This is a genomic window from Mycobacterium syngnathidarum (assembly GCF_001942625.1).
GTDB lineage: Bacteria > Actinomycetota > Actinomycetes > Mycobacteriales > Mycobacteriaceae > Mycobacterium > Mycobacterium syngnathidarum.
Genome location: NZ_MLCL01000022.1, coordinates 50,702 through 62,340, shown reverse-complemented (window position 1 = coordinate 62,340; position 11,639 = coordinate 50,702). Strand labels below are relative to the sequence as shown.

11 protein-coding genes are annotated in these 11,639 nt (G+C 65.0%); 1 reads left to right on the top strand and 10 read right to left on the bottom strand.

Going from position 1 to position 11,639, the window contains the following annotated elements; translation table 11 throughout:
- Positions 1–438: 438 nt before the first annotated feature.
- The 10 genes from BKG60_RS04870 to eccD form a co-directional block, all read right to left on the bottom strand.
- Complete coding sequence (locus BKG60_RS04870) at positions 439–684, bottom strand: hypothetical protein (RefSeq protein WP_131827503.1); 246 nt, start codon at positions 682–684, stop codon at positions 439–441.
- On the bottom strand, positions 681–1,004 hold the full coding sequence (locus tag BKG60_RS04865; RefSeq protein WP_131827502.1) for a hypothetical protein: 324 nt from the start codon (positions 1,002–1,004) through the stop codon (positions 681–683). The genes BKG60_RS04870 and BKG60_RS04865 overlap by 4 nt, the downstream gene beginning before the upstream one ends.
- A gap of 32 nt (positions 1,005–1,036) precedes the next feature.
- Entirely contained in the window at positions 1,037–1,549 is a 513-nt protein-coding gene (rnhA, locus tag BKG60_RS04860; protein ID WP_075909290.1) for a ribonuclease HI, read from the bottom strand.
- A 121-nt stretch (positions 1,550–1,670) separates the two neighbouring features.
- Positions 1,671–1,919: a hypothetical protein gene (locus tag BKG60_RS04855; protein ID WP_019346176.1), complete on the bottom strand. Its 249-nt coding sequence runs from the start codon at positions 1,917–1,919 to the stop codon at positions 1,671–1,673.
- Between the two features lie 219 nt (positions 1,920–2,138).
- Positions 2,139–2,519: a hypothetical protein gene (locus BKG60_RS04845; protein ID WP_070946941.1), complete on the bottom strand. Its 381-nt coding sequence runs from the start codon at positions 2,517–2,519 to the stop codon at positions 2,139–2,141.
- A 105-nt stretch (positions 2,520–2,624) separates the two neighbouring features.
- Complete coding sequence (locus BKG60_RS04840; RefSeq protein WP_075909289.1) at positions 2,625–2,954, bottom strand: hypothetical protein; 330 nt, start codon at positions 2,952–2,954, stop codon at positions 2,625–2,627.
- Positions 2,955–3,967: 1,013 nt separating this feature from the next.
- Positions 3,968–5,518, bottom strand: a complete 1,551-nt coding sequence (locus BKG60_RS04825) for an ATP-binding protein (protein ID WP_242671578.1) — start codon at positions 5,516–5,518, stop codon at positions 3,968–3,970.
- Between the two features lie 283 nt (positions 5,519–5,801).
- Positions 5,802–8,063, bottom strand: a complete 2,262-nt coding sequence (locus BKG60_RS04820) for a type VII secretion protein EccE (protein WP_075909287.1) — start codon at positions 8,061–8,063, stop codon at positions 5,802–5,804.
- A 67-nt stretch (positions 8,064–8,130) separates the two neighbouring features.
- Positions 8,131–9,555, bottom strand: coding sequence for a type VII secretion-associated serine protease mycosin (gene mycP, locus BKG60_RS04815; protein ID WP_234802093.1), 1,425 nt, complete (start codon positions 9,553–9,555; stop codon positions 8,131–8,133).
- A gap of 38 nt (positions 9,556–9,593) precedes the next feature.
- Positions 9,594–11,084, bottom strand: coding sequence for a type VII secretion integral membrane protein EccD (eccD, locus tag BKG60_RS04810; protein WP_047036742.1), 1,491 nt, complete (start codon positions 11,082–11,084; stop codon positions 9,594–9,596).
- Between the two features lie 143 nt (positions 11,085–11,227).
- Here eccD and mip1 point away from each other — a divergent pair, with 143 nt between their 5' ends.
- Positions 11,228–11,356: a microaggregate invasion protein 1 gene (mip1, locus tag BKG60_RS32675; protein WP_267880555.1), complete on the top strand. Its 129-nt coding sequence runs from the start codon at positions 11,228–11,230 to the stop codon at positions 11,354–11,356.
- Positions 11,357–11,639: the final 283 nt, after the last annotated feature.

Here is an 11,639-nt window from a genome sequence, read left to right as displayed (position 1 = left end):
GATGCTGAGCCAGGCCACGGTTCCGTGACTCCCTTGCTAAATGGTTGGCGAACTCCAAGACCGCAGCACGATCTTCAGCCGTGACATCGGCGGGCAGCACACACGCGGTCGCAGCCGCGGCGTAGTCCGGGTGCGCGTGGGTGGGGTCGGAAGTCCAACCCCACATCTTCGGTGGCGCCGGGCCCTCGAATGATGGTCGATACCAGGTGGTCCCGTTGTCGTCGGTGCGCGCTGGGTTCTGGTCAGCGACCGTCAGCGTCCGTCTTTCGGCGGCCGCGGGTGTTGTCATGAGCCGTGTTGCGGGATCACCAGCCGAGTCCATCGGCTGGTCGAGCAGGACCGATCGGCATATCCCGCACAGCCACTCGCGGTACAGTCCGCTGAACTTCAGTGGCTCGAACTCCCCGTGGTCCTGACCGTCGCAGGCGTCGCACACGCTCATCGGTTGGTCTCCTGGGCGATCCGGTGGCGTTCGGCGATCTCACCGAGAACCTTGTGCGCCAGTGCGATAGCGCCGTTCCCGTACCGGTGTTCGACGAACCCGACGGCCGTGTCGCCGTTGCGGGCATACGTCCACCGGTAGGTGTTGGTCGAGTCGGGCTGCTCACCACCGCTGGTGGTGCGGGTGATGGCCACACCGGCGATCAGTTCACTGTTCACGGCGATGTCGACGTACATACTCATCGGGACACCGCCGCCGTCAGCTGTCCCTCACCGGGGCACGGCTGTTCGTCAACCACGTGCCCGGAAATTATCCACCGCTTGTCCGGCTGAGACCCGCACCAGGCAGGATGCCACTCCTCGCAGACGGGACACATTCCCAGGGCTTGCTCATAGTGAGACAGATGCCAGTGCGGACCGTCAGGGCAACGGTACGGGTACAGCGAGTCGAATCGACGACCGCTGGCCTCGACCGCGGCCTTGACCTCGTCAGCGCCCATCACGGCCAGGTCTCGGGTCGAATACCGGCGCTTGCGGGCAAACCGGCACTCTGATTGGCTCATCGGGCCACCTCCGGCGCCCCGCGTGTGCGCCGTCATCGTGACCACCTCCGATGTCGTTGCCGTCCGCTCCCCTGGTTAGGAATTCCCGCGGCCCTTGTCGAACCTCCGAACTCTTTCGCACCCCGTGTGGCGAGCTGATCGGCGAGTTCATTGCCTTCGTGCCCTGCGTGGCCCTTCACCCAACGCCAGTCCACCGTGTGCTGCGCGGCGACGGTATCCAAGCGTCGCCAGAGATCTGCGTTCTTCACCGGCTGGCCTGTAGATGTCTTCCACCCCTTGCGTTTCCATCCGGAGATCCAGCTTGTGATGCCCTGGAGCACGTATTGGCTGTCGGTCCACAGCTGTATGGGACGCGCCGCGGTGATCGCTTCAAGCGCCACGATCGCGGCCAACAACTCCATGCGGTTGTTGGTGGTCGCCTTCTCTCCGCCGTAGAGGTGCTTCTCGTGTTCACCGAAACGCAGCACTACACCCCAACCGCCCGGCCCCGGATTCCCATGACAGGCGCCGTCGGTGTAGATGGTGATGGTCTCAGGGACAGCCATTGGTCAACCGTTTCACGGGATCTCAAAAGCACAGCCTCAGATGCAGGACACGCCGATCGGCTCCGCTGAGGCTGCGGTGCACAGTGCGGTCAGGTGCCACCACGCGGAAACTGGCCGGCCATCAGCGGGCCAGTTGTTGCGCGAGGAACTCAAAGAAGTGCATCGCGTCGCCGTTCTTGAAGTCGATCTCGACCAGCTGCTTCTTGATCTGCTCCTGCTCAGCGGGACTGGTGTTCTTCGCCGTGTCGATGACCACGGAGAGCGGGATCGAGTTCCAACCCCACTGCGGTCCGTCCACGTCGAAGCGGTGCTCGAGATCGACCCCCTTCTCCTCGACGAACGTGTCGATCCAGGCATCGAATCCGGCCATAGGTCAGCCCTCTATCTTTCGCAGTTCAGACAGCGCGACGGCCGCCTGTCCTCCGGTGTCAACGTCGACAAGGGCATGTGCCTCGTTGTCTACGCGCCGGATTCGGGGATCGGCTTGCGGAACCGCCTCTCGAACCTCGGCCACGGTTCCTATGTAGGGCTGGTCGTTCGGCCAGAGCCTGAATTCGACCCGTTCACCTGCGGATATCGGGTGCATGTCCTACTCCACTGTCCGGATGCCGAACACCCACGTACCGGCGTCGGACTCCTCCTCGAAGACCGCGGTGACACCGACGACCACTTTTGACGCATCGCCGTTGACCAGGTCTTCGATCTCACGCGCATAGTTCCCGCGGTTGGGTGCCGTGTACGAGCTGTGGTACTGGTAGGCGGTCCATGGGCCAGCGGTGAACGCGTGCCGGCCGTGCTCGTCGGCGGCGTCGGGCACCTCGTAGGACGATCCGATGTCGGAGACGTACGACCTGCAACCGCGGCTCTCCGTGACCGCGAATCCGTCGCCGTCACGGGTGATGATCAGGTCAAGTTCGTCCAGGTGTAAGTCGTCTATGCGGTCGTGCAGCTGCTCCCGGGTCAGGCTCATGTACGGGGGTCCTCTCGTAGCGGTCGCTGGCAGCACACCAGCCATGTAGCTGGGCTGGAGAATGAGACGCGGCGGCACGCCGCGCGTCGGCGTGCGGTGCCAGGTTCAGGCGGCTCCGTCGTTGAATACGGACCAGCGGCTCTCGGCGTCATCGAGCGCGGATCGGTACTGGGCCTCGTCCGAGTAGGCGTAGGTGCTGACGAACCCCTGGCCGTCCTCGGCCACCATCCAGTAGCAGTTCTCCGGGAAGTCCGAGACGGACGCCCCAGCCTCGGCCAGCAGGTCACTGTGCTGGCTGTTCAGCTCCTGACGGGTCAGCTCGCCTAACCCGGTGTAGTGCAGCCCCCAAGTAGTGACGTCACCGAACGACTCCCCCGTTCCGTCAAGGGTGAGCTGGTAGAGCACTTCGTCTCGGGGGCACGCAAACTTGCTCATCGGTCGTCCTTTCCCTGTCAGTGTGGTGCCGAATCGCGCTAAGTCCGCAAGTCGCGGCGCTGCGAAGGGGCGGCGCACAGGTTGCCCTTCGCCGTCGCTGTTTCTCGTCCAGGGCGCGGGTAATCAGCCGTAGGCGACGTGGTCGCGGTCTGACCCGAAATCGCAGCTGCCGTCTTCGTTGATGTGGAAGCTCACTCCACGCGAGTCGAGCTCGAATGGCCGTCCACAGTCGCCACAGGATCCGGCCAAAGAGTTAGTCGGAAATTCGCTCATGTCCGGCAGCATCTCGCCGGGCGGCGGCATCGCATGTGCGCGGCGCGGTGAGGTTTTGCAGCCGCAGGGTTCTGCCTATCGAATCACGAAGCACGCGGGGCGGCAGTCTTAGGAGGACGTGACAAGGGTCGTCGTGAAGTCCAGTTGAAGGCGCCAGTCCCACCCAACCGCAGCAAATCTAACTTCCTCGGTCACGGCGGCCGCGCCACGTACACGAACGCGGCCTCAGCGGTGCCAGGCTGCGAACACGTTCAGGGCGGCCCCGGACGTGGACATCCGAAGTGACGACACAGAGGCGTGAGATCTAATGAAGAGATATCCCAACGACATTCATCCGGACTACCCAGTTGCCACTGTGTATGGAGCAGACGGGCAGCCCTACGACTACGTCGATGACCATGAACCAGCACGTTCCTATGCCGCTTGCGGCTACCGCGTCGTGGTTCATATCGGCGATGGACCCTACACACGCGACGAATTGCAGGAAGCTGTCGACCGGGAGCTGTCCGGGGCGCGGTCGGGAGGACGTGACAGCGCGGTGTAAGCAGACGCGATTCGGACTGTGCGCGGCGCAGGCTGCAGCGATGCAGTGAGGATCTGAAATGCCCTGCGGCAGACACAAAGTAATGATGGAGGTCACCGGTCGAAACAAGTGGAAGGTCAGCGCCGGCCAGTGCTTCGCGACTGGGACAAACGCCTTGCTCCAGCATTGCTCGGGCGTAGCCGCAAAGCCTTCCCTCTCAAAGCTCGGCGACTACTCGGTTCGCGTCATCGCGAGGTGGTCTGCACACGTAGTGCGGGCTGGCCGGGTCAAACTTGGTCACGGCGGGATCAGGGATGATGCGGCCGTCAGATCCTCGTTTGTCCAAGGCCACACGGTGCATCTTCTTGAGTTCATCGACGGTGAACATTTCGAAGTCGATGTAGCCGCGGTCGCCGCTCTTCTCCTCGGCGGTGAGCTGCGCCTCGGATTTCTCCTCGATCTTGAACCACTGCCGCGTGTACATCCGCGGAACCTTGTCCGACACATTCTGTTTGAACGACGGCCAATGATCTTTGACCTGTGGCGGCAGGTTCGCGTTATCCCACGACTCGCCTGGGGAATATCCGAGGTAACCTTGGTACTCAGTGGCGTCGGAAGCACCGGTCTTCTCGTCGACGGAGGCAATCACGCAGCGGCCCTTAATCTTCGGGTCCATCGCGTCAGTGATCAATCGAACCTTGGGCTGCACCGACTCGGGGAACCCATACTTCAGCGTCAGTTCTTTGGGCCGGCCCAAGCAGATACTCATGGGTACGTTCGACTTCCAGGTGTTCGGGATCGACACGGCACGGGCGTCTTGGGATACCAGCAGGACGTGCACCCGCAGTTCGCGGCCCAGGGAGAGAATCTCGGTCACCATCGATTCGATGGCCTCGAAGTCCTTGCCCGGCAAGGCGCTCTTCCACTTCTCGCGCATGCCTTTGATCTCGTCCATCACCAGCAGCACCGGCGCAAAGTTGTTCCACCCTTCCGGATCAGTGATCTTGGCTTCCATGGAACCGTTCTGCCGCTCCTGCAGAATCAGATATGCCAGAACGATCGCGCCGACATAGCTCATACCGCGCGGGGAGGCACCGATCCCGACCGCGACTGTGCCCGGAACGGGAAGATTGTTGTCCTCTGGGTGCGGAGCGAAGTATCCGGCGTAGTCCGGCCCTTTGCCATCGGCGAGAATCAACTGCCATCCAGCGGCGCGGAACTGCTCAAGCAAGCTGCGCACACTCACCGACTTTCCAGAGCCCGACTCACCGATGCACATGAGGTGCGGCATTTTCTGCGGGCACACACCTTCCACACCCCGAGCCGACTTGCCGACTTTGAACTCCCAGCCGATGTAGAGCCGCTTGGCCGCAGCGGCGTCGGTAACGACAGGCCAGTCCGGGGGAAACACCAGCCTCTCGATCCGCGACTTGCGACTCGCCAGAAAGCGGTCACCAGTCTCATCCCACTCGAACGCCCAAACCCCGCCGAGTCCTTTGCGAAATGTCGACTGCAATCTGTCCTGGATGCCAGCGGTAGTGAGGAAACCTGAATCCACACAATGGAATCCCCACAGAACAAGCTTCCTTCCACCTCTGCCGTCTTCTTCGAATTCGACTTGGGCCGGGTCGAGCACCAGCCTGTCGCGGAACTGGGAGGCGGCGATATCAAGGATGCGGCGCACCTCAGGGTGCAGCTTCCCGTGCTCATACAGGGTCGGCGGGAGCTCTGGAACTGCGCTGCCTGAGACGTGTGCGGCCTCGCTCACGCCCAACGGCACCTCACGGCGGTAGCCACCGTCCTGCATCCGCCACTGGCGGCGCGCCGCGGCCAGAATCCACGCTCCGACTGCTGCGCCGCCCCACCCCACAGCGGTGCGTACCGGCGAGGGATAGCCCCACACGGCGATCGGAGCCAGCAGCCCAGCAATTCCCAGTGCGGACAAGCACAACGCCTGGGAATGGTAGGAGGCTCGAGCGAACCCGCTGGTGTCGCGACTGCCACCGGGCTTCACGGCTGCGACGCACCTAACAGATCGTCGCTATAGCTGGTCACGGCTTGCCCTCCTCATCCGATCCGTGACGGTGCTTTCCCCGGCGCGCCGGCGGTTTCTGCGGAAGAGCTGGCGAAGGTGGCGGGCTCGGCTGGCGGTCCCGGGACCGGTTCGGGGGCGGATCCACCGGTGCCAGTGGAGGTGACCCTGCCGGGGCGGGCCGCAGCGGAGTGCGGTCGCGACGACGGGGCGGGGTCTTGGCGTCCTGGGCGGGCGTGTCTGCTCGCACCGCCGGCGGCGGGGTCAGCGGGGGCGAAGCCGCGACCGGGGCGGTGTCGACTCGCGGCGCAGGCGCTCTCGTCGGCGTCGGCGCCGCGGTACGTCGCGGTGACCGGGCGGCAGCAGGTGGCGCGGACACCACCGGAGGCAGCTCTGTCACGTCCCGCACGGACAGCGTCGTTGGAGTCGCGCGCCGCTTGGAGACGGGAGGGTCCGGTCGCGTCACCGGGACTGCAGCCGGGGTCGCTGGAACCGCGGCCTGTCTCACGGTCTCGACCGCCGGCACAGCGGCAGCTGGCCGGCGCTTGGGGCGGATCGCCGCGGTGGCCGTCGGCAGATCCACGACCTGTGGAAGGCGCAGATCCGAACCTTCGCGTGGTGCAGCAGATCCCTCGGTGTCGACGTCCCCGAGCAGCGTCCGGCGCTCCATCGGTGTCAGTTCCCAGCGCACGGTCGTGGTCTGCTCATCGACTGCTACCGCGATCTCCGAATGTCCGCTGGCCGTTGTCGTTACGGTGAGACTGTTGGAGGCCCCCCGTCCGGGGACGTCTTCGGTGACCAGCAGAACTGCCTTGCCGGCGCACCGTTCGCGGTGGCGCTCCCACCATGCGGGCGTGCACACCACAACGTCGGCGGGGGCCGAATCCAGTGACCCCACAGTCAGTGTCGGGCAGTCGCGATGCGCAACTAACCGGTGCCAGCGCGGATCGTCGATCATCACTGCGATGGTCTGGTCCTGCGTCGACAGCCGCGCCACCATCTGCATCGCGAACAGGACCGGACCCGACAGCCACAACGGCTCGGCGGTCGGAGAAACTGCCACGAAGACGCGCGTCTTGTCCTCGCGCGTACCCACAAACACACCTGCTCCCCCGGCCGGGATACCGAATCCGAGGTGATGATCGTCGTCGATGAGGGCACCTGGAGACCGCAGCGGAAGCTGCCTAGTCACCGGCAACGCCTGAACCAGGCCCGCGGCCTGCTGTCCGACAGCGGCGCGCAGGCCGTATCCGGAAGCTTTGGCCAGGCCGTCCTCGCCGCGCACCAGGTACGTGATCAGAGGCTGGGCCAGCGCCTGATTATCGCCCTGCGGGGTCAGTGTCAGCGTGGTGTATTGCCGGTGGGACTGCAGGTGGTGCCAGCCGCCGGCCGACTCGGCGTTCCAGTGCCCTCGCGCTGGAACGTAGGTGCGGGTGTGCACACCGGAACGGGGGCCACAGCTTCGCCACCCGGGGCTGGCCAGTGGACGGCCCACCTGTGCGAGGACATCGGACTGGAATGCCCGGATCGAGTTGACATCCATGATTCGGCCACCGAAGCCTTGCTCGGCCAGTGCATGGCAGACCCGGGTCGCCGCGATCGTCAGTGCCTGGCACAGGCCGTGTGGGAGTGAATCACGCTGTGCGCGGCGATAAGCAGGACCGAGCATGTCGGCTTCCAGGCGCAGCGACACCTCAATCACTGTCATCCCGCCGAGGGGGACCGACACTGGTCCGATGAGGGTGTCTAGGACGCCGGCGGCGACGTCGCGGGCGGCGAATTTGTACCCGGCGCAGATTGCGGTCAAGCGGTTGACTCCGATGTCGTACTGGCGCAATTGACGGCGCAGGACATCTGCTGAGATCACCGGAGACTGGCAGGAGCCCGTTGCAGTGATACTGGTCAACTGCCACGGCCTCGGCGTGATCTGGACCAGGGTCGAGACGGTGTTCCCGTCGAAGATCACGCCTATTCCTTCGCGTGAGAACGCTGCCGCCTGCTCCGGGAGGTCACGGCTGCCGCGACGCAACGCCACCCATTGTCCCAGTGTGCGTCCCCCCACCTGCGCTCCGAAGACAGCCGCGATCGCGGCGGCCGAACCAACTGCGGCGGCCGGCCCGTACGGGGACATCCCCAGTACGGCGGTGGTGGCCAGCGCCGAGGCGGCCAGGCCGGTGCTGGGGGTCAGCGACAGCAGTTTGCGATCCGGAACCGCGAGCCGCGGCGGAGCCGATTCAGTGGCGTTGTTGTCCCCGGTCGTTGTGCGCGCACGGCGGGCCATCAGTTGTCCTCCTCGATTTTGACTGCGCGGCAACGGACACCGGAAACCGGACACCACCGCTGAGTGGTCATGGCTGTTGTTCCTTGCGTCCGCGCCCTCCTCGGGCCAGGGTCACCACCATGGCGATAAACACCGCGGACCCGAGCACGGCCAACGTGATCAGGGCGACCGTGCGGCCAAGAGTGTCCGGCGGGGGTGGCGGAGCCCCAGGAACCGCTGCGACCGCGGGAACACCGTCGGGCAGCATCGGGATCGAGTCGTCGATTGGGGCGGTCAGCGCGGCTTTGGGATCCACCACCCCGGCGCCGACCAGTGAGGACAATGCGCTCGATGGGCTGTGGGCGGTGCGCTTGATCCTCTCGATCACTTGGTGGGCACTCAGGTTCGGCCAGCGCTGCCGGATCAGGGCTGCCAGGCCAGCAACGTTTGCAGAAGCGAAACTGGTTCCGGCGATCGGCTCGTCGCCGGCTTTGGTTGTCTGCGCGTTGATCAGCTCACCGGTGATCTTGGCCGGGTCGAGGCTGACGACGTTGATCGCCGGGGCGGCCACACCCACCCACGGTCCCGGCATCGACTTGACGTACGGGTCGCCGAATAGTGATGTGCCGCCGACACTGAGCACGAACTGGTCGAACAGCGAGGGCAGCGACAAAGCGCTCACCGCGCCCCAGCCGCGTTCGTCGGACGGGGTGGCCGGGTCGGGGCCTGGGTTCGGGGCGCAGTCGTTGCCGAGGTTTCCGGCCGCGGTCACCACCACTACGTTCTTCACCACCGCTGCGAAATAGAGAGCGCCGGCCAACTCCTTCAGATCCACCGGCGCCGATACAGGCACACATGCTGTGGCCGAAATGTTGATGACCGTGGCGTTCAATGATGCCGCCCGCACAATCGCGCGGGCCATCGTGGTGAGGTTGGACGCGGCCTGTGCGTCGCGGGCATTGCCCGGTTGTTTGGTGGTATCGATGCTGTAGCGGTCGGATGTCTGGCGGATCGAAATGATCGCGGCATCGGGGGCAATTCCAACGAAGCCGTCGCCGGGCTTCGGCTGTGCCGCGATGATCCCGGCGACCAGGGTGCCGTGATGGTCGCAGTCAAGCAGCCCATCCGTGCCCATGATGTAGTCACCGCCACCGAGCAGACGCGGCAGCCGATCGTTTCGATTGACCCCGGAATCGACGACCGCGACTGTCTGGCCTTTCCCGGTGGACAAGCCGTGCAGATCCCGAACGCCCCAGACAGTGTCGATCGGCACCGAGTCGAACTGTGATCCGGCCAGTTGCCCGGAGGTAGCGCACTCGTATTGCTGCTTCATCGGGAACCGAGGGTCAGGTCCTGGTGGGGCGTCAGGCGGGGCGATGTCTACCGCTGGGTCGAACACGTACGGGCTGTAGGCCGAGGCGTGCGGCACAGGCGATAGCACTGCGGCCAACAGAACGGCGGCGAGGATGGCACCGCTGCGTTGGAGCGCTGTCAGGATGCGGAGACGGGGCACGACGAACCTTTCTCGGCAGTGGGTGGAGGTGGCGGTGCTTAGCGGTTTCGGACCTTCGACCAGCCGTCCATGATGAGAACCAGCAGCGGGAAGACCGCAACGACGGCCAACACCGCGACCCTTTCCAGACGGCGCTTATCCAGCGGTGAATGCATGGACTGGGCCCGGATCGCCCACAGCGTCGAGAGCAGCACGAACAGCATCAGCGGCGCTGCTCCGGCGATCAGCACGACCGAGTCCGCCTGATGCGGTGACACCGCCCGACCGGCCAAATAGGCGGTGGCGGCTAAGGGACCGGCCACCATCAGCGGCACGGCAGCAGCACGAATGACCAGACCGCGTCCGATCGCGACCGTTGCAACTGACGCAGAACCGACCAGTGCGAACATGTGCCACTCGTAGTTGGAGGTGAAGTAGCCGCCGGCCGCCGCCGCGGCGACCAGTGCCATTCCCGCCCCTGCGACCATGCCGATCAGGGCCTTGAGTGTGGTGATGACACGAGCCTCTTGGTTGAGCATCGCTTCGATGGCGACGCCGGACGTCGACCTTCGTGACACAGCGGCGACGGTTTGCTCGGACCGCCGTATGACCGGCTCGCCGGTGGTCGGGATGTAGTTCACCAACACTCGTCCCACTCCGCGGGAGAACTGCACAGCACACACGATGACGACCAATGACAGGAACACCATCTGCGCGGCCGCCGCTTGTGATGACGCCGGCAAAATGATGTGCAGCGCACCGACGAGCACCGCGCATGCCGAGACTGCGGCCGCACCTACGTGTAGTCCGGCAGGTTTGTTCGCCGTCACCGACCACAACGCCACGACCATGGTCGCCACAGCTGCGCCGACAGTGGCCAGGTGCCAGATCCCGAGGCTCCGTGGCACCCCCGCCAGCGCGGCCCCCGCCGTGGCCAGGTAGGCACAAACGCATAGCGAGGCACTGACATCGTCGAACTCGTCGCGGGCCCGAGACAGAACCCCGGCGATGGTGGCGCACATTACGGCCAGCGCGGCTAAAACACCCACCACCGGCCACCGCGCGGCGGCATTACCGGCCAGAACGTCGGCTATGCCGACAGCTCCGACAGCTGCGACTGCCAGCGGCAGCGCTGCGGCGGCCAACCGCCGAGTGTCGCGGCCGTCAAGAACGGCGAATAGCCGCCGAGATACCTCCGCGGCGCCCTCGGCGACGTCGTCACGCAGGACCGGATAGCTCTCGGTGCGGGTGCGGTGAGTCAGGTAGAGGTCGGCCCCCGGGGCTATTTGGGCTTCGGCCAGGGTGATCTCGGGGTCCAGCCGTTTGCGCATCGGCCCGGCCTCCAGCGCCCACTCCACGCGTTCAGCGGTCAGATAGGCGTGCACCGTCCCCTCGGAGTGAACGCTTCCGGCGAATTGTTCGCGCAGTTGGGGAAGCAGCGCCGTTACCGTCGTGTGGGCGTGCAGTTTGCATTGGAAAGCGGAGTCGCCGGCGTGCACGTTGACTGCGACGAACGTGGTGTCGGCGAGCACGGATACGGGCTGTGTCATGCGCGCAATGGTTACCTGCGCCCGGCGTCGCCCCTTGGCCGCGGCGCGACTTGCAGAAGGTCCACGGATGTATCGGCAGATCCGCTGTCGTCCGACCGCGCCGCGCTCGTCAGCCTTCAATGTCGCGAAACACGATGTGCGCCATGACCGACAGTGAAGAGTGGCGCAGTGCTGTTACAGCATCCAGCGATGCCGAGCTCGACGATGCCCGCCGTTCACACCGAATCGGACTGGGCCTGTGCGGTGACCCTGAAGACGCCGACCACGAATAGGCCCAGCTGTCCTATCGTCCTGCTGCTCGCGCGCAGGTTCATGGTCCGTCCAACCCGGCACGAAAGACCTCGGGAGTAGCTGCTCTTCCAGATCATCCGGAATCTGGCATGCAGTCACGCCTGCAAACAGCAGCGGCACTTGAGCATGCATCTGCACGTCCCGCAGGAGGGAAACACGCAGCATATGCCGTGAACGCGCAGCTGAATGCCTGTGCAACTTCGGGCCCTCGAACCGACGCAGCGATACTCTTTAGCAAACATCACGAGAAAAGCGTGCCGTTAG

Coding starts and splice junctions, on each gene's coding strand:
- BKG60_RS04870 (WP_131827503.1), bottom strand. CDS start 684: ATGAGTATGTACGTCGACATCGCCGTGAACAGTGAACTGATCGCCGGT.
- BKG60_RS04865 (WP_131827502.1), bottom strand. CDS start 1,004: ATGAGCCAATCAGAGTGCCGGTTTGCCCGCAAGCGCCGGTATTCGACC.
- rnhA (WP_075909290.1), bottom strand. CDS start 1,549: ATGGCTGTCCCTGAGACCATCACCATCTACACCGACGGCGCCTGTCAT.
- BKG60_RS04855 (WP_019346176.1), bottom strand. CDS start 1,919: ATGGCCGGATTCGATGCCTGGATCGACACGTTCGTCGAGGAGAAGGGG.
- BKG60_RS04845 (WP_070946941.1), bottom strand. CDS start 2,519: ATGAGCCTGACCCGGGAGCAGCTGCACGACCGCATAGACGACTTACAC.
- BKG60_RS04840 (WP_075909289.1), bottom strand. CDS start 2,954: ATGAGCAAGTTTGCGTGCCCCCGAGACGAAGTGCTCTACCAGCTCACC.
- BKG60_RS04820 (WP_075909287.1), bottom strand. CDS start 8,063: ATGGCCCGCCGTGCGCGCACAACGACCGGGGACAACAACGCCACTGAA.
- eccD (WP_047036742.1), bottom strand. CDS start 11,084: ATGACACAGCCCGTATCCGTGCTCGCCGACACCACGTTCGTCGCAGTC.
- mip1 (WP_267880555.1), top strand. CDS start 11,228: ATGACCGACAGTGAAGAGTGGCGCAGTGCTGTTACAGCATCCAGCGAT.